13 protein-coding genes are annotated in these 19,112 nt (G+C 61.1%); all 13 read left to right on the top strand.

The features are described from left to right. The 13 genes from AACH39_RS05315 to AACH39_RS05255 all read left to right on the top strand — a co-directional run bounded on the left by AACH39_RS05315 (position 1) and on the right by AACH39_RS05255 (position 18,714). Positions 1-2,895 (top strand): molybdopterin-dependent oxidoreductase Mo/Fe-S-binding subunit, encoded by a 2,895-nt coding sequence (locus tag AACH39_RS05315; protein WP_338621051.1) that lies wholly within the window; start codon positions 1-3, stop codon positions 2,893-2,895. A 114-nt stretch (positions 2,896-3,009) separates the two neighbouring features. Then, on the top strand, positions 3,010-4,326 hold the full coding sequence (guaD, locus tag AACH39_RS05310) for a guanine deaminase (RefSeq protein ID WP_215782084.1): 1,317 nt from the start codon (positions 3,010-3,012) through the stop codon (positions 4,324-4,326). A 160-nt stretch (positions 4,327-4,486) separates the two neighbouring features. Then, positions 4,487-5,860, top strand: a complete 1,374-nt coding sequence (locus AACH39_RS05305) for an NCS2 family permease (protein WP_215782085.1) — start codon at positions 4,487-4,489, stop codon at positions 5,858-5,860. Positions 5,861-6,271: 411 nt separating this feature from the next. After that, complete coding sequence (gene ygeW / locus AACH39_RS05300) at positions 6,272-7,462, top strand: knotted carbamoyltransferase YgeW (RefSeq protein WP_215782086.1); 1,191 nt, start codon at positions 6,272-6,274, stop codon at positions 7,460-7,462. 63 nt (positions 7,463-7,525) lie between these two features. Next, positions 7,526-8,725, top strand: coding sequence for a diaminopropionate ammonia-lyase (gene dpaL / locus AACH39_RS05295; protein WP_215782087.1), 1,200 nt, complete (start codon positions 7,526-7,528; stop codon positions 8,723-8,725). A gap of 65 nt (positions 8,726-8,790) precedes the next feature. After that, the gene (locus AACH39_RS05290; protein WP_215782088.1) at positions 8,791-10,011 is read left to right on the top strand and encodes a YgeY family selenium metabolism-linked hydrolase; all 1,221 of its coding nucleotides are present in this window, start codon (positions 8,791-8,793) and stop codon (positions 10,009-10,011) included. Between the two features lie 54 nt (positions 10,012-10,065). Next, positions 10,066-11,517, top strand: a complete 1,452-nt coding sequence (gene hydA, locus AACH39_RS05285) for a dihydropyrimidinase (protein WP_215782089.1) — start codon at positions 10,066-10,068, stop codon at positions 11,515-11,517. Then, complete coding sequence (gene arcC, locus AACH39_RS05280) at positions 11,517-12,452, top strand: carbamate kinase (RefSeq protein ID WP_215782090.1); 936 nt, start codon at positions 11,517-11,519, stop codon at positions 12,450-12,452. The genes hydA and arcC overlap by 1 nt, the downstream gene beginning before the upstream one ends. A gap of 33 nt (positions 12,453-12,485) precedes the next feature. Then, a complete protein-coding gene (locus tag AACH39_RS05275) occupies positions 12,486-12,971 on the top strand; it encodes a (2Fe-2S)-binding protein (RefSeq protein WP_338621049.1) in 486 nt (161 codons plus the stop codon). After that, positions 12,959-13,831: a xanthine dehydrogenase family protein subunit M gene (locus AACH39_RS05270; protein ID WP_215782092.1), complete on the top strand. Its 873-nt coding sequence runs from the start codon at positions 12,959-12,961 to the stop codon at positions 13,829-13,831. Before AACH39_RS05275 ends, AACH39_RS05270 begins: the two co-directional genes overlap by 13 nt. Before the next feature lie 32 nt (positions 13,832-13,863). Beyond that, positions 13,864-16,245 (top strand): xanthine dehydrogenase family protein molybdopterin-binding subunit, encoded by a 2,382-nt coding sequence (locus AACH39_RS05265; RefSeq protein ID WP_215782093.1) that lies wholly within the window; start codon positions 13,864-13,866, stop codon positions 16,243-16,245. Between the two features lie 250 nt (positions 16,246-16,495). Then, complete coding sequence (locus AACH39_RS05260) at positions 16,496-17,857, top strand: diguanylate cyclase (RefSeq protein ID WP_215782094.1); 1,362 nt, start codon at positions 16,496-16,498, stop codon at positions 17,855-17,857. A 92-nt stretch (positions 17,858-17,949) separates the two neighbouring features. Then, a complete protein-coding gene (locus AACH39_RS05255) occupies positions 17,950-18,714 on the top strand; it encodes a DeoR family transcriptional regulator (protein ID WP_215782095.1) in 765 nt (254 codons plus the stop codon). Positions 18,715-19,112: the final 398 nt, after the last annotated feature.

Genomic DNA, 19,112 nt, shown 5'->3' with positions numbered 1-19,112 from the left:
ATGGAACTGCACTTTACCCTCAATGGCCAACCCTGTTCGCTGAGCTGCCGCCCGGGCGACAATGTGCAAAAGCTGTTGTTCAGTCGTTGCCGGATGCACTCGGTACGCAACAGTGATGACGGCTTCGGCTTTGCCGGTTCTGACGCCATTCGCTTCAATGGCCGTATCGTCAATGCCTCGCTGCTGATTGCGGCTCAGCTGGAAGGGGCGCAGGTCGAGACCGCCGAGTCACTGGGGCGCTGGAATCAACTCAGTCTGGTGCAACAGGCCATGGTGGATATCGGCATCGTTCAGGGGGGGTACAACGACCCGGCGGCCGCGCTGATCCTCACCGACCTGCTGGAGCGCAACCCCAACCCGGATCGTGCCGCCATCGATGATGCCCTGTCCGGCTTGCTCAGTCGTGATGCCGGCTATCAGCAGTTTTATCAGGTGGTTGAGCTGGCGCGCAAACGCCTGGCCGAACCCGATTTCCCCAGTCCGCCGGTGCAGCAGTACCGCCACGATCTGACCCATGTCGGCAAGGATTGCCCCAAGGTCGATGCGGCCAAACTGGTCCAGGCCAAACCGGCCTTTGTCGAAGACCGGGTGCCGGACGATGCCTGCATCCTCAAGATGCTGCGCAGCCCGCACCCGCATGCGGTGATTACCCGCATCGATGCCAGCCGCGCCGAAGCTTTGCCAGGGGTAGTGCATGTCATTACCCACCTGAATTGCCCGGATATCTATTACACCCCGGCCGGCCAGAGCTCGCCCGAACCGTCGCCGCTCGACCGGCGCATGTTCAGCCAGAAGCTGCGGCACGTCGGTGATCGTGTTGCGGCAGTGATTGCCGTCAATGAAGAGATCGCCCTGCAGGCCCTGGACCTGATCGAGGTCGAGTACCAAGCGCTCAAGCCCGTGATGTCGATTGACGAGGCGATGGCACCCGATGCACCGCTGGTGCATGACGAGCCGATTGTCTATGTGCATGGCGCGCCGGCGGATCTGGAACAGCAAAATGCCTGCGCCGTGAAGCGCGGCAATGAACACCTGATCATCAACTTCCCGATCGGTGCCAAACCGCACAGTAATATTGCCGCCAGCGTGCACGGCAACATCGGTGATGTGGAAAAGGGTTTTGCCGAAGCCGACCTGATTCTGGAACGCACCTATGAATCGAGCCAGGCACAGCAATGCCCGGTCGAGACCCATGTCTGCTTCAGCTATATGGACGGTGAGCGCCTGGTGGTGCATGCCTCCACCCAGGTGCCCTGGCACTTGCGCAAGCTGGTGTCACGCGTGACCGGCCTGCGGCAGAATCAGGTGCACGTGATCAAGGAACGTATCGGCGGCGGCTTTGGTTCCAAGCAGGACATCCTGCTGGACGATGTCTGTGCCTATGCCACGGTGGTGACCGGGCGACCGGTGTACTTCCGCTATACCCGCGAAGAAGAGTTCATCAGCAATACCTCGCGCCATGTCGCCAAGGTCAAGGTCAAGATCGGCGCCAAGCGGGACGGCAAGCTGACGGCCATCCTGATGGATTTCCGCGCCAATACCGGCCCCTATGGCAATCATGCGCTGACCGTGCCCTGTAATGGTCCGGCACTGTCCCTGCCGCTGTACCCCTGTGAGAACGTGCACTTCGAGGTGACCACTTACTACAGCAATATTTGTCCGACCGGGGCCTATCAGGGCTATGGCGCACCGAAGGGCAATTTTGCCCTGACCATGGTCATGGCAGAGATGGCCGAGCAGCTTGGTATCGACCAACTGGACATGGTCGAGAAGAACCGCGTGGTCGAAGGGCAGGAATTGAAGATCCTGGCTGCGATTGGCGAGGGCAAGATGCCGACGACAGCCCCGAAGGCGGCCAGCTGCGCCCTGGACAAGATCCTCAAGCAAGGTCGCGAGCTGATCGGCTGGGATGCGCCCAAGCCGGCGGAGGGCGACTGGCGCATTGGTCGCGGCGTGGCCATCATCATGCAGAAGTCGGGGATTCCGGATATCGACCAGGCCAACTGCATGGTGAAGCTGGAGTCGGACGGTACCTTCATCGTGCATTCCGGTGGTGCCGACCTTGGTACCGGCCTGGATACCGTGGTCACCAAGCTGGCGGCCGAGGTCCTGTGCTGCCCGCTGTCCTCCGTGCATGTCATTTCCGGCGATACCGATCACGCCTTGTTCGACAAGGGGGCCTATGCCTCGTCCGGCACCTGCTTCTCGGGCAATGCCGCGCGTCTGGCGGCCGAGGACCTGAAGAAAAAGATCCTCTTCCATGGCGCGCAGATGCTGGATGAAGCCGTGGAGGATGTGGAGATCGTCGCCCCGGGCATGGTCCGTGGCCGCAAGCAGTCGCTCAGCTTTGCCCAGATTGCCCATAAGGCCGAGACGGGTACCGGCTTCGGCATTCTGGTCGGCACCGCCTGCTATACCACCACCGAATTCGCCTTCCCCTATGGCGCCAACTTTGTCGAACTGGCGGTGAATGTGCGCTCTGGGGAAATCCGGCTGGACAAGTTCCATGCCTTGCTGGACTGCGGCACACCGGTCAACCCTTCGCTGGCCCTGGGGCAGATCTACGGTGCCACGGTACGTGCCATCGGTCACAGCCTGAGCGAGGAAATCATCTATGACGCCCGGGGGATCCCGGTCACCCGTGATCTGAAGCGCTATGGTGCGCCAAAGATCGGCGACCTGCCGCGCGACTTCCGCGCCTTCCTGGTGCCGAGTGACGACAAGGTTGGCCCATACGGTGCCAAATCGATCTCGGAAATCGGGGTCAACGGTGCCGCGCCGGCGATCGCCGCCGCCATCCACGACGCCTGCGGCGTCTGGCTGCGACGCTGGCACTTCACCCCGGAAAAGATTCTTCGGGGGCTGGGCAAGCTGGAGGAGGGCGTCGGGCAATAAAAAGTGAGCGCGCGGGCCGTGGCCCGCGCCGCTGTTCCCGGGCGTGTCGTGCTGTGAATGACTTCGCTCGCGCAAAATCTATGACAAATGATTATTTGGCGGAGGTTGGCAGCAATGAGATATGACAATTCAGTCAAGGCGATCCGTGGCAGCTTCTTCGATTACGCGAGTACCGTCTCCTGTCCGGCAGATCTGGAACGCAATGTACGGGTGATCGACGACGGTCTGATGATCATCCGCAACGGCCTGATCGAGTGGATCGGCGAATGGGCTGACGGCAAGGATCATCTGCCGGCCGGCGTCCGCGTGCGCAACTACTCCGGCAAGACGGTGATGCCGGGCTTTATCGATACGCACCTGCATTTTCCGCAATGCGAGATGATCGGTGCCTACGGTGAGCAACTGCTGGAATGGCTCAATCTGCACACCTTCCCGGTGGAAATGCGCTATCACGACTATGAGTACGCGCGTGAAATGGCGACCTTCTTCCTCAAGCAAATGCTCAGCAACGGCACCACCACGGCATCGGTGTTCGCCTCGGTGCATCCGCAGTCGGTGGACGCACTGTGCGAAGCGGCCAGTCGCATCAATATGCGGCTGATCACCGGCAAGGTGATGATGGACCGTCATGCGCCCGATGCCTTGCTGGATACGCCTGAAACCGGTTATCGACAAAGCAGGGAGCTGATCGAGCGCTGGCACAAAAATGGCCGTCTGCTGTATGCGGTGACGCCGCGCTTTGCCCCGACCTCGACACCGGAACAGCTGGCAGCGGCCGGTCGCCTGCGTGCCGCCTTCCCCGATACCTGGATGCAGACGCACCTGTCCGAGAACCAGAAGGAAATCGAATGGGTGAAGGCCCTGTTCCCGGGCTACAAGAACTATCTGGACGTGTATCACGAATTCGGTCTGACCGGCCCGAACAGTGTCTTTGGCCATTGCATCCACCTGGAACAGGATGAATGGGATTGTCTGAGCAACACCGGTTCGACCATCGCCTTCTGCCCGACCTCGAACTTCTTCCTCGGCAGCGGCCTGTTCCCCTTGCACAAGGCCTGGGAAATGGGCGTCAAGGTCGGCATCGGTACCGACATCGGTGCCGGCACCACCTTTAACATGCTGCAGACCCTGAATGAGGCCTACAAGGTGATGCAGATGCAGGGGCACTGCCTGTCGCCATTCGAAGCTTTCTATCTGGCGACGCTGGGCGGTGCGGATTCGCTCGGTCTGGCCGACCGGATCGGCAGCTTCGAAATCGGTAAGGAGGCAGACTTTGTGGTGATCGACCACACCTCGACGCCGATGCAGCAGTTGCGCTGCGACAGCTCAACGACGTTGCGCGAAAAACTTTTTGTGTTGATGACTTTGGGAGACGACCGGGCCATTTATCGCACTTATGTCGATGGCCAGCTGGTTTATGAGCGGTACTAACCGTATCAAGGTATGTGCAGTGAGGGAGCGCTGTCGCGCCACGCCGGCGCGGCAGCAACGGCATGATCCGATCCGGTACGGGACACCGTGCCATCGAAGCGCTGTGACCGGGTTCGATGCCTTTTGAAGAGAACCATTCAAGACATCTTGAGGTGAGCGTATGTCAGTCGAACATCAAGCAGGCGAATATACCCCGCCGGGCGGTTTTGCCGGCAAGCTGGAGCGATACTTTCATCTGTCCGAGCGCGGTAGCAGCGTGCGGCAGGAAGTCCTCGCCGGGTTGACCACCTTCATGGCTTCGGTCTACTCGATCATCGTGGTGCCGGGCATGCTCGGCAAGGCAGGGTTTCCGACCGGAGCGGTGTTTGTCGCGACCTGTCTGGTGGCCTGTTTCGGCTCATTGCTGATGGGCTTGTGGGCCAATCTGCCGATGATCATCAGTTGTGCCATTTCCCTGACGGCCTTTACGGCGTTCAGCCTGGTGCTGGGGCAGCATATCCCGGTGCCGGTGGCGCTGGGTGCGGTGTTCATGATGGGGGTGATCTTCACCGCCATTTCCGTCACCGGCGTGCGCACCTGGATTCTCAACAACCTGCCGCATGGTGTGGCGCACGGTACCGGCATTGGCATTGGCATGTTCCTGTTCCTGATTGCCACCAACACCGTCGGCATCATCATCAAGAACCCGTTTGACGGGCTGCCGGTCTCGCTGGGGCACTTCTCTTCCTTTCCGGTGATGATGACCCTGATCGGTCTGGGGGCGATGTTCGGTCTGAACAAGCTGCGCGTACCGGGTGCCATCCTGATCGTCATCGTGGTGATTGCGATCATCGGCCTGATCTTTGATCCGAATGTCCATTACCACGGCCTGATGGCGCTGCCCTCGCTGGTGGATGCCAACGGTCATACCCAGTTGTTCGATCTGAACATCATGGGGACCTTCTCGGCCAAGGTGCTGCCACTGGTACTGGCCATGGTGATGACCACGGTCTTCGACGCCACCGGGACCATCCGTGCCGTGGCCGGCCAGGCCAACCTGCTGGACAAGGATGGTCACATCATCAACAGCCAGCGCGCACTGACCGCCGACTCGCTGAGCAGCATTTTCTCTTCACTGGTCGGTTCCTCGCCGGCCGCGGTGTATATCGAGTCCGCCGCCGGTACGGCTGCCGGTGGCCGCACCGGGCTGACGGCTACCGTGGTCGGGATCGGTTTCTTCCTGATGCTGTTCTTCTCGCCGCTGGCCTATCTGGTGCCGGATTACGCCACGGCCCCGGCGCTGATGTATGTCGGGCTGCTGATGCTGAGCAATGTGCGTCAGCTGGATTTTGAGGACGCTGTCGATGCCATGGCTGGCCTGGTGTGTGCCGTGTTCATCGTCCTGGCCTGCAATATTGTCACCGGCATCATGATGGGGTTCGCCACCCTGGTGATCGGCCGCATCTGTGCCAAGGAATGGCGCAAGCTGAATATCGGCACGGTGCTGATCGCCATTGCCCTGGTGGTGTTCTACGCCGGTGGCTGGGCAATTTGAGCTGTTGCAGTGAGTAAGCCGCTCGCCGCGGGTTTGGCGAGCGGTTTTTTTATGCCCGGAGCCAGGCGTGCTGGTCGCATTATCAAAATGAGAATCGCCTTCTCTCCCGCTATCATTTTTGACCCCCCGGTTCTGACCGTCTGCTGATAAAGCACTCACTCCTCCCGTTGTTTTGCGGCTGAGAATGCCGTTTTCGGAATCTTGATTTTGAAAATCCTTTAATAATCAATGATTTGATCTTGTTTTTTCGGTTGGCTGGCAGCTTGGCACGGTTCTTGATTATAGAAGGGTAGACTTGCACGAATCTTTGCTCGGCATGGCTGCACGATGTGGGCGTGGTCTTCAGCAGGCTTCTGGCGAGCGGGTCCGGCAGACCCACAATCATGACTTGTCAATCACTCGGGAAAAGCGATGAAAACTGTCAATCAACTGATTAAAGAGATCAACGGCCTGCAGTCCAGCCTGCATGAGAAGGATTTCCTGCTGACCTGGGAGCAGACGCCGCAGGAGCTGGAACTGGTGCTGAAGCTGGCTGAAGCCTTGCGTACCATGCGTGCCGAAAATATTTCCACCCGACTGTTCGATAACGGTCTGGGGGTGTCGGTGTTCCGCGACAACTCGACCCGTACCCGTTTCTCCTTCGCCTCGGCCCTGAATCTGCTGGGGCTGGCACAGCAGGATCTGGACGAAGGCAAGTCACAGATTGCCCATGGCGAAACGGTACGTGAAACCGCCAACATGATTTCTTTCTGCGCCGAAGCCATCGGTATCCGCGACGATATGTACCTCGGTGCCGGCAATGCCTACATGCGTGAAGTCGGCAAGGCACTGGACGAAGGCTACGCCGAAGGGGTGCTGCCGCAGCGCCCGGCGGTGATCAACCTGCAGTGTGACATCGATCACCCGACTCAGGCGATGGCCGACCTGGCCTGGCTGCAAGAGCATTTCGGCGGGCTGGATCAGCTCAAGGGCAAGAAGATTGCCATGACCTGGGCTTACTCGCCGAGCTATGGCAAGCCGCTGTCGGTGCCGCAGGGCATCATCGGCCTGATGACCCGCTTCGGCATGGACGTCACCCTGGCCCACCCGGAAGGCTATGACCTGATTCCGGATGTGGTGGAAGTGGCCCGCAACAACGCCAAGGCTTCCGGCGGCAGCTTCCGCAAGGTGGCCACCATGGAAGAGGCCTTCAAGGACGCCGATATCGTCTACCCGAAGTCCTGGGCGCCTTACAAGGTGATGGAAACCCGTACTCAGCTGCTGCGTGCCAATGATCACGACGGCCTGAAGACCCTGGAAAAACAGTGTCTGGCCCAGAATGCCAATCACAAGAACTGGCAGTGCACCGAAGAGATGATGCGTCTGACCCGTGGCGGCGATGCGCTGTACATGCACTGTCTGCCGGCGGATATCACCGGGGTGTCGTGCCAGGAGGGTGAGGTGAGTGACAGTGTGTTCGAGAAGTACCGCATTGCCACTTACAAGGAAGCCAGCTGGAAGCCGTACATCATTGCCGCCATGATCGTGGCGCGCAAATTCCCGCGTCCGGGTGAAAAGCTGCAGGCACTGCTGAAAAACATGCAGCTGCGTGTGCGCGAATAACGCTGTTCCTCCTGCCGGCGGCGCCTTGGCGCTGCCGGCGGCAACAGACCTGAAAGGTTTGCCATGTCCGAATTTTCGCTGAAGTTGGATATTGCGGATAACGGTCACTTCACCGGCGAGACTTCGCCGTTGTTCTCGCGTGCCGAAGCACGGCGCGCGCGCGACTTTCACCGCAAGCTGGCCGGTTATCAGCCGACGCCGCTGTGTTCTCTGGAGGCGCTGGCCGCGCATATCGGGGTCGGCAAGGTGCTGGTGAAAGACGAATCGAAGCGCTTTGGCCTGAACGCCTTCAAGATGCTCGGCGGGGTGTATGCCATCGCCAATCTGCTGTGCGAGCAATATCAGCTCGATATCAACGAGTTCTCCTTCGACAAGATCCGTCAGCTGGTCACCGAGAAGATGACCTTTGCCACCACGACCGATGGCAACCATGGCCGGGGTGTGGCCTGGGCGGCGAAGCAGATGGGGCAGAACGCCGTGGTGTACATGCCGGCGGGCTCGGCGCGTGAGCGGGTCGAGCACATCCGCAACCTGGGCGCGGAATGCATCGTCACTGACATGAATTATGACGATACCGTGCGCCTGACCATGAAGGTGGCGGCCGAACGTGGCTGGCATATCGTGCAGGACACGGCCTGGGAGGGGTATACCAAGATCCCGACCTGGATCATGCAGGGTTACGCCACGATGGCCGACGAGGCCGTGGAGCAGATGCAGGCCATGGGTATCGAGCGTCCGACCCATGTGTTTCTGCAGGCCGGGGTAGGGGCGATGGCCGGCGGGGTGCTGGGGTACCTGGTGGATTGCTTCGGCGCCCGCCACCTGCACTCGGTGATCGTCGAGCCGGAGCAGGCAGATTGCATTTACCGTTCCGGTGTGGCCGGCGAGATGGTGAATGTCGGTGGCGCGATGCGCACCATCATGGCCGGGCTGGCCTGTGGCGAGCCCAATCCGCTGGGGTGGCCGCTGTTGCGTGACTGCAGTACGCAGTTTATTTCCTGCCACGACAAGGTGGCGGCGCTGGGCATGCGCGTGCTGGGCAATCCGCTCGGCGATGATCCGCGCATCGTGTCCGGGGAATCCGGTGCCGTTGGGGCCGGGGTGTTGATGGCCGTGCATTGTCATCCGCAGCGCGCGCAGTTGCGTGAGCGGCTGGGGCTGAATGCCGATGCCGTGGTGCTGCTGATCAGCACTGAGGGCGACACCGATGTGAAGCATTACCGCGAGGTGGTCTGGGAAGGCAAGCATCCCGCTGTTGATTGATCTCGCCGCTCGGCCTGGCGGGCGTCGGGCCGTGTGCTGAATTTCATACCATTGTGGAGAAAGCAATGACCAAGAAGATTCCGTTTGAACAGGTGCTGGCCAAGGCCGAGTCGTACAAGGCCGATATGAGCCGTTTCCTGCGCGCCATGATTGCCATTCCGAGCGAAAGCTGCGACGAGCAGCGCGTGGTGGAGTGCATTCGCGACGAGATGATCAAGGTAGGCTTTGACCGGGTGGAAATCGACCCGATGGGCAATGTGCTGGGTTATGTCGGCCACGGGCCGCACCTGATCGCCATGGATGCGCACATCGATACCGTCGGGATCGGTAATCGGGGCAACTGGACCTTTGACCCCTATCAGGGCATGGAAGACGATGAAATCATCGGCGGCCGCGGCGCTTCTGATCAGGAGGGCGGTATGGCCTCGATGGTGTATGCCGGCAAGATCATCAAGGATCTGGGCCTGGAAGACCAATACACCCTGCTGGTGACCGGTACCGTGCAGGAAGAGGACTGCGATGGTCTGTGCTGGCAGTACCTGATCGAGCAAAGCAAGATCCGTCCGGAATTCGTGGTCAGTACCGAGCCGACTGATTGCCAGATCTATCGTGGTCAGCGTGGCCGCATGGAGATTCGTGTCGAAGTGCAGGGCGTCAGCTGCCACGGTTCGGCGCCGGAGCGCGGTGACAATGCCATCTTCAAGATGGGCCCGATTCTCGGCGAGTTGCAGCAACTGGCCGGTCGTCTTGGCCATGACGATTTCCTCGGCAAGGGCACGCTGACGGTATCGGAAATTTTCTTCACCTCGCCCAGCCGCTGTGCCGTGGCCGACAGCTGCGCCGTGTCGATCGACCGTCGTCTGACCTGGGGTGAAACCTGGGAAGGGGCGCTGGAAGAAATTCGTGCGCTGCCTGCTGTTCAGGCTGCCGGTGCGGTGGTCAGCATGTATCAGTACGACCGTCCGTCCTGGACCGGGCTGGTGTATCCGACCGAGTGCTATTTCCCGACCTGGAAGGTCGAGCAGGATCACATCACCGTGCGGGCGCTCAGCAGTGCCTATGAAGGTCTGTTCCGCAAGGCACCGGTGGTGGACAAGTGGACCTTCTCGACCAACGGCGTCTCGATCATGGGTCGTCACGGCATTCCGGTGATCGGCTTCGGGCCGGGCAAGGAGCCGGAGGCGCACGCACCGAACGAGAAGACATGGAAGTCGCATCTGGTCAAGTGTGCGGCCATGTATGCGGCGATCCCGCTGGCCTATCTGTCTGAGCTGGATAACAAGTAATGAAAGTCTTGCGCGGGGCGTCAGCCCCGCGCGCCTTGTCTGGGTGAAACGGCCATGAAGCGATTGATACGCAATGGTGTGCTGGTCGATGCCGACGGGCAGTATCGCCAGGATCTGCTGATCGTCGACGGGCTGATCCATACGGTGGCCGAGCGGATCGAGCCGACAGCGGATACCGAGGTCATCGAGGCTGCCGGTTGTCTGGTCATGCCCGGCGGGGTGGATGTTCACACGCACTTCAATATTGATGTCGGCCTGGCTCAGAGTTGCGATGATTTCTTCAGTGGTACCCGGGCGGCGGCCTGTGGCGGCACGACCAGCATTGTCGATCACATGGGTTTTGGCCCGGCGGGGTGCGACCTGCACCATCAGTTGCGGCGCTATCACCAGGATGCCGCCGGACAGGCGGTGATCGATTACGGTTTTCACGGCACCATTCAGCATGTTGATCCGGCGATTCTGGCCGAGATGGCGCCGATGGTGCAGGAAGAAGGCATCAGCAGTTTCAAGTTGTATCTCACCTATCAGTACAAGCTGGATGACCGCGCTGTGCTGCAGGCGCTGCAGCAGTTGCGCCAGGTCGGCGCGCTGACGGCGGTGCATCCGGAGAATGACGCGGCGATTGCGCTGCGGCGCGAGGCCCTGCTGCGCGCCGGCAAGACCGCGCCGCGTTATCACGCAGAAAGCCGGCCTCTGTCCTGCGAGGCCGAAGCCATTGCACGCATGATCAATCTGGCCCGTCTGGCGGGAGATGCTCCCCTGTATATCGTGCATCTGTCCAACGGGCTCGGGCTGGACTATGTGCAGCTGGCGCGTCAGCAGGGGCAGCCGGTCTGGGTCGAAACCTGCCCGCAATATCTGCTGCTGGATGAACAATGCTATCTGCGCGAGGACGCGCTCAAGTTCATTCTCAGCCCGCCGCTCCGACCGCACGCCGAGCTGGACAAGCTGTGGGCCGGTCTGAGTCTGGGAGCGATCGATACGGTCGCCACCGATCACTGCACGTTTCCCTATGCCCAGCGTCAGGCGCTGTCCGGCGGCGATTTCAGCCGCTGTCCCAATGGCTTGCCGGGCGTGGAGACTCGCCTGCCGCTGTTGTTCTCCGAGGGGGTGATGCGCGGGCGGATCACGGCGTCCGAGTTTGTCGCTCTGACCAGCACCCGGCCGGCGCAGCTGTTCGGTCTGTGGCCGCAGAAAGGCTGCCTGGCCCCCGGCAGCGATGCCGATCTGGTGTTGTTCGATCCGGCGGGCAAGAGCGAGATCCGCCATGCCGCGCTGCATGATCAATGCGATTACTCGCCCTATGAGGGCTGGCCGTGTCGTGGTCAGCTACGCATGACGCTCAGCCGGGGCGAGACCGTGGCGCGTGATGGTCAGTTTGTCGGTCGTGCCGGGCATGGCCGTTTCCTGTTTCGCCAGCCTTTCGATGCCAGCCGCTGCGGTGCGCGGCGTCGGCCGGCGGCGGTGTCTGAAGATCTATTCCTTGGCCTCGAGGGGGCGCGATGATGAAAAAGAAAATTGTACTGGCGCTGGGGGGCAATGCCCTGGGAGACAACCTGGCCGAGCAGATGCGCGCCGTGCAGACCACGGCCAATGCGATTGTCGATCTGATCGAACAGGGGCATGAGGTGGTGGTGACCCATGGCAATGGTCCGCAGGTTGGCATGATCAATCAGGCCTTCGAGATTGCCGCTCGTGCCGATGCCCATTCACCCCGCCTGCCGATGTCGGTCAGCGTGGCGCTCAGTCAGGGGTATATCGGTTATGACCTGCAAAATGCGCTGCGCGAGGCGCTGCTGGCGCGCGGGATCGACAAGCCGGTGGCCACGCTGATTACCCAGGTGGTGGTGGATGCGGCCGATCCGGCATTTCAGGACCCGAGCAAGCCGATTGGCGGTTTCTACAGCCGGGAAGAGGCTGAGCAGCTGATGGCCTGTGGCGAGCGGTTGAAAGAGGACTCGGGCCGGGGCTACCGCCGTGTCGTGGCCTCGCCCAAGCCGGTGGACATTGTCGAGAAGGAGACGGTGCGGGCCTTGCTGGATGCCGGTCAGTTGGTGGTGGCCGCCGGTGGCGGCGGTATTCCGGTTTTGCGCGAAGGACTGCATCTGCGTGGCGCCAGTGCCGTGGTGGACAAGGACTGGGCCAGTGCAAGGCTGGCGGAGATGATTGATGCTGATATGTTGATCATTCTGACTGCGGTGGAGCGGGTGGCGATCCGTTTTGGTACCCCGGACCAGGCGTGGTTGTCGCAGATGACACCGGATGAGGCGCAGGGTCACATCCGCGACGGACAATTTGCCAAGGGCTCGATGCTGCCCAAGGTCGAGGCGGCACTGACCTTTGCCCGGAGCAAGCCGGGACGCACTGCACTGATCACCTTGCTGGAAAAGGCCCGCGAAGGGATCGAAGGCAAGACCGGGACGCGCATTTGCGCCGCATGAGTTCAACGGACTGTTGTTGCCAGGAGGCCTGTCATGGCCGAAAAAATTCAACTGACCCTGCTGGTGAACGGGGTCGAGCGCACGGTGCAGGTGTGGCCGATGGCGCGTCTGCTGGATGTGATTCGGGAAGATCTGGGGCTGAAAGGCACCAAGGAAGGCTGTGGCGAAGGGGAGTGCGGCGCCTGTGCCGTGCTGCTGGACGGGGTGCTGGTGAATAGTTGTCTGGTGCCGGCCTATCAGGCCCAGGGGACCGATCTGCTGACCATTGAGGGGCTGGCCGATCAGGACAATCTCAACCGCCTGCAGCAATCCTTCCTGCGCCACAACGCCGCGCAGTGTGGTTATTGTTCGCCCGGCATGCTGATGTCTGCGACCGATCTGCTGCGCCGCCATCCCAGTCCCGACATGGCGGCCATTCGCGAGGCCATCGGCGGGAATCTCTGTCGCTGTACCGGCTACGTCAAGATCATTGAGGCGGTACAGGAGGCAGCCGGCGGGGAGGCATCATGCGTCAGCTGACCGCTCAGTGCCAGGTGTGCATGCCGGCCTCGCTCGGCACCGCGCTGGAGGTGATGGCAACCGAGCCGGGGGTCTGGCGGCCGATTGCCGGCGGCACCGATCTGATGGTGCCGCTGCCGCCGCATGTGCCGGAAGTGACCCACTTTCTCGATCTGAACCGGCTGAAGGAACTCAAGGGCATTCAGGAGGATGAGCACACGCTGACCTTTGGCGCGCTGACGACCTTTACCGCCTTGCGCCAGACGCCGGCAGTGCACCGGCATTTCCCCTGCCTGATCAAGAGCGCCCGATCCACGGCGGCGCTGGCGATCCAGAATCGCGGCACCCTGGGCGGCAACATCATGAATGGCAGCCCCGCCGCCGATACTCCCCCCAGTTTGCTGGTCTATGACGCCGAGGTGGCGCTCTGTTCCCTGCGCGGCGAACGTTGGGTACCGCTGACGCAGTTCTGGACCGGCTACAAGCAGTTTGACCGGGCGCCGGACGAGTTGCTGACCCGCATTCGTGTTCGCAAGCCGCAAGGGCGCAGCTTTCACTATTTCCGCAAGGTTGGCGCCCGAGAAGCTCAGGCGATCGCCAAGGCCAGCATGGCGGCCATGGCGGAGGTTGCGCAGGGGCGCGTCAGTCGCTTCCGGCTGGCGACCGGCGCCTTGTCACCTTGCTGTGCCCGGGTGCCGGGCGTTGAGGCGCTGATTGAGGGGCGTACTTTGTCCGATCTGCCGCTGGCGGCCGCCTGTGAGGCGCTGCAGCAGGCGATCTGCCCGATCGATGATGTCCGTTCGACAGCACTGTACCGGCGCCAGGTGGCGGGCAATTTGCTGGAAGCATTACTGCAGGAACTGTCCCGGCTGAACGACTGAACGCGCCGGGGCCAACCAAACACGGGATGAGCATGATGGCGGAGCTGCAGACAATCGGCCGCAATGTGGAGCGTCGCGAAGGCCGCGACAAGGTGACAGGACGGGCGTGTTATCCGGATGATCTGGATCGGGAAGGGCAGCTGTATGGCGTGACCGTGCGTTCGCCGCATGCCCACGCGCGCATTCTGGGGCTCGATCTCAGCCGTGCCGCCGCCGCCCCCGGGGTGGTGCGCATTCTGACCGCCGAAGACGTCACCGGCCATAACAATCATGGCGTGCTGTACAAGGATCATTGTGTATTCTGTCATGACAAGGTGCGCCGCATCGGCGATCCGGTGGCACTGGTGCTGGCAGAAACCGCTTGCCAGGCGCAGGCTGCGGCACGCCTGCTGGTCGTCGAATACGAGCCTTTGCCGGCGGTATTCGATCCGCGCGAAGCCATGCGACCCGGGGCGCCGGTGGTCAATGAGTATGAAGACCGTTTTTTCTTCTACGACGAAGCCATGACCCAGAGCTGGACGCGCCCCGAGGACAAGGGGCTGCCCAATGTGATTTTTCATTATCGCTGCCGCAAGGGCGATACCGATGCCGTCTGGCAGGATTGCGCTGTCGTCGCCGAGGGGGAGTTTCATTCGCCGTTTGTCGATCACGCCTTCCTGCAGACCGAGAGCGGGCTGGCCTATCGTGACGAGGATGGCAAGCTGGTGGTCTGTGTTGCCTCGCAGTATCCGCACTTTGACCGGCTGGAAATCGCCGATGCGCTGGGCGTGCCCGAGAGCGAGCTGCGCGTGCTTAATCTGGCGATTGGCGGCGCCTTTGGCGCACGCGAGGACATCACCATCCAGATTCATGCCGCGCTGGGCTGTCTGCTGACTGGCCGGCCGGTCAAGATCGCCTACGAGCGTGACGAATCCTTTCTGGCGCATTCCAAGCGTCACCCGATCCATATGAAAGCACGCATGGGGGCCGATGCGGCAGGGCGTCTGCTTGCCTTTGAGGCCGAGTTGATCGGCGACTCCGGCGCCTATGCTTCCTGGGCGATCAATGTCTTGCGCAAGGCCGGGGTGCATATCACCGGCCCCTATGTCTTTCCTCATGTCAAAGTCGACAGTTACGCGGTCTATACCAATAATCCTTTTACTGGCGCCATGCGCGGCTTCGGCGCGACCCAGGTCACCATGGTGCACGAGTCGCTGATCGAGCAACTGGCGGAGCAGCTCGGACTGGATGCTTTCGAGATGCGCCGGCGCAATATCTATCGGGTCGGCAGTGAGACGGGTAATGGCCAGCTGCTGACGGAAGCGGTACCTCTGGATCGTTGCCTGGCCGCGATTGAGCAGGGCATGGCGCAAGTGCCTTTCGACCGGGGCAGTGGCACGGTGCGGCGCGGCCGGGGGATCGCGGCTTGCTGGTATGGCACCGGTTATGGCAACGGTTTTCCCGATGTTTCGGTCGCCGAGGTCGAGCTCTTGCCGGCGGGGCGTTTTTTGTTGCGGGTCGGTGCGGCCGAAGTCGGGCAGGGGGCCAAGACGGTGATGCCGCAAATCTGTGCCGAGGCGCTGGGGGTCTCGGTGGGCTGTATCCGCATGACCAGCGAAAATACCGACGAATGCGAGGATGCCGGTACGGCTGCCGCCACGCGCCAGACCTATAACACCGGCAATGCCGTGCGACTGGCGGCGGAGAGCTTCCGCCGGGCCCTGATTCTGGAAACGGTCGAGCAGCTCAACCGCTCGCGCGATGCCTTCTCCAAGATCAACTCCGGACTGAGTTTCACCGTCGATGACCACCGGGTCTATCTGACATTTTTGCCGAAAATCGGTCTGGATCTGACAGAGATTGCTGCCGTCATGGCTGCCGAAGGCCGCACTCTGCGGGTGCGCGAGTCCTTTACCGCCCAGACCGTCAAGCTGGACGACAATGGCTATGGCGCACCCTATTGGCCGTATACCTTCAATGCCTATGGTGTCGAGGTGGAGGTCGATACCCTGACCGGACAAGTGAGCTGCACCCAGGCATGGTGCGCGCAGGACGTGGGCCGGGCGCTGAATCCGGTCATGGTGGAAGGGCAGATAGACGGTGGCTTCGTCATGGGGCTGGGCTATGCCTTGTATGAAGACCTGGTGGTTCGCGAGGGGCAGATCCGCAATCCGTCGCTGAGCAATTACATCATTCCGACCGCGATGGATGTGCCGAATATGCACCGCTATCTGATCGAAGATCCTGTGAGTTCGGCGCCGTTTGGCGCCAAGGGGATCGGAGAGCCGGTGACGGTGCCGGTGGCCCCGGCCATTCTCAACGCCATCCACGACGCCATCGGGGTGCGCATTACCCGGGTACCGGCTTTGCCGGAGGTGGTGCTGGCGGCAATGAGCACCCGTACCACAGAGCGACCTGTCGCTGGGCAGGGCTGACCGCGCTGCTTTGACCCCTGCGTCAGCCCCAAAGACAATGAACGCCATTGTCTTTGGGGCGAGCCCTGGCAGGGCGACCCTCGTGTCGGCCGGTCTCCCCTTCCCGGTCAGCCCATCCTGCCAGGTGTTCGCCCCCTTTTTGGTTTTTCGCAACCCTCTTGTCATTAATCGATGCTTATTATAGAAATAACATAATAGCTATACGTGAAGTAATGGTTTATCCTGTGTCCATCTCAGGCTAAAGCACGATATGGACACCCCGTCGCTGTTGACCAAGACCTTGACCGGCATTGCGCAGATTGATCAGCAACACCTGGCCTTGCGTCGTCTGATTGCGGATTTGTCGCAGTCCTTGCGTCATGCTGGCGCATTACCCCCTTTCGATTTCGTTCAGCGTCAGTTGCTGGATCTGCTGTCCTCCCATTTCATCGATGAAGAGCAATGGCTGGCAGCTTCGCCCCTGAGCGAAGACAGCAAGCATCATCACAGGGAAGAGCATCTGCGTGTTCTGACCGAGCTGCAGCGCATTCTGCGCGATGACCGTCTCAATGAACGCGAGCGTCTAGCCTGGGCCATGGATTATCTGCGTGCCTGGGATCCCGAACATGAGGCCGGCTTCGACAGCCTGCTGGCCTGGACGGATCTTGCCCCCCATATCGAGGCTCCCGCCGAGTTGGCTCAACGGCTGGATGATCATGAATTGCGGCTCAAGACCATTTTGTCGGTGCTGCATGACAGCATCCTGCTGGTGAATGACGAGGGACGGATCGAGTATCTGAATCAGGCCTTGATCCATATGTTTGGCCTGAGCCAGTCTCCGCAACAGCTGGTGGGCATGACGGCGCCGGCATTTCTCGATTTGATCCGTCCGATGATGCAGGATCCAGAGCGCGAAATCGGCATGATTGCCCGCCTGGTCGAACGGGGGGTGGCAGACATCAATTATGAGGTGCGTCTGCGCAATGGGCAGATCTACCTGCGTGATTACATCCCGTTTTCTTATGGCAACGGCCGCTATGGTCGGCTGTGGCATCACCGCAATATCACGCCCTTGCGGGCGGTGCAGCAGGATCTGGCGGCGGCAAACCGCAAGCTGGCGGCGCTGTCCCTGACTGATTCGCTCACCGGGCTGGCCAATCGCCGTGCCTTTGACGAGGCCCTGCAGGCCGCCTGGCGCCGCAGTGCACGTCAGCGGTCTGCGCTCTGCCTGGTGCTGCTGGATATTGACCACTTCAAACGTTTCAATGACCGCCACGGGCATCTGGCCGGCGATGAGTGTCTGCGCCAGGTGGCCCTAGTGCTGAAGGCGCATGCCCGCCGGGCTGGCGATGTGGCGGCGCGTTACGGTGGCGAGGAGTTTGCCCTGATCCTGCCGGACATGACGCTGGAGGCCGCCTGCTCCCGGGCAGAACTGGTGCGAGCCTCGGTGGCGGCGCTTTGCCTGGCGCAGGACGAGGGCAAAGCCACGATCCGGGCCAGTCTGGGCGTGGCGAGCATGGTCGCCCGGCCGGGCCTGGCGCTGGATGACTTGTTTGCCCTGGCAGATCAGGCGCTGTACCGTGCCAAAGCGCGCGGGCGTAACCGGGTGGAAGGCGTGATGTCTCCCGAGTAGGCAGAGGGTCAGGCTGGCAAGCCGATATCACCCCTGTATAATCTGCACAACCATTCCATGCCGATCAACTCGAGCCAGCGCGCCATGCCACTATGATCATTCTCAATCAGCGACAACAGGAGCTCCTAGGCTGGGTGCAGCGTGAGGGGCATGTCACCGTCGAGGCGCTGGCCACGCATTTTGGCGTCACGCATCAGACTATCCGGCGTGATATCGCGTTGCTGGCGGACAACCGACTGCTGCAGCGCATCCATGGTGGGGCCAGTGCCCAGTCCAGTGTGGAAAATGTGGCTTACAACACCCGTCAGGTCATGTGCATCGAGGAGAAGCGGCGCATTGCCCGTCAGGTGGCGGAACAGATCCCCAACCATGCTTCCTTGTTCATCAATCTCGGCACCACGACCGAAGAGGTGGCCAAGGCACTGCACCAGCACCGTGGTCTGCATGTGATTACCAATAACCTCAATGTGGCGGCCATGATGTGCAATTACCCGGATTGCGAGGTCATTGTCGCCAGCGGCGTCATGCGCCCGCGCGATATGGGCATCATCGGCGAGTCCACGATCGAATTCATCCGCAAGTTCAAGGTGGATTACGGCATCATTGGCATTTCCAGCATCGAGCAGGATGGCACCTTGCGTGACTACGACATGCGCGAGGTGCGCACCTCGGATGCCATTATCCATCAGTCGCGCAATGTGTTTTTGGTTGCCGATCACACCAAGTTCGGCCGTCCTGCCATGGTCGAACTCGGCCCGCTGTCGCGGGTGACTGCCCTGTTTACCGACCTGCCTCCCCCGGAGGACATGGCCGCGGTGATTGCCGAATCGCGGGTCGAACTCTATATCGCCCCGTGACCAGCGGTCATGAAATCATGATGTCAGACTGGCATCTTGAGGACGTTGTCATTGTGCGACAGACGCGAGGGGCTCTCGCCCCTGTGTGGCATGCATGGCGGCTTGGCCTGTCGATTGCCGCGCTGTGCCTCTGGATAAAGCATTTGCGCTGATCATGTCCCCATCCCGTCTTCTGCTGCGCCACTCAGGGTTTCGTACCAGCGTGGCGCTTTTCGTTTTTTGTGTTATTTGTTTTGAATATTTTCGTAACAATTTCCTTTTATGAGCGTTTTGCCCTGTGTAGAATCCGGAACAAACACAAAACAACATGCTGGCGTCATTGTCTGCCGGGTTGTGCCGGGTGGCGGGGTGGCAGCGAAAACAGGCCGTCGACGATCGTCGGCGGCGCAATGCAGTAC

The organism is Paludibacterium flexuosum (assembly GCF_037076605.1).
In the GTDB taxonomy this organism is placed as follows: Bacteria; Pseudomonadota; Gammaproteobacteria; order Burkholderiales; family Chromobacteriaceae; genus Paludibacterium.
Note: the sequence above shows the minus strand (reverse complement) of the source record. Positions and strands in the feature narration are given on the sequence as shown.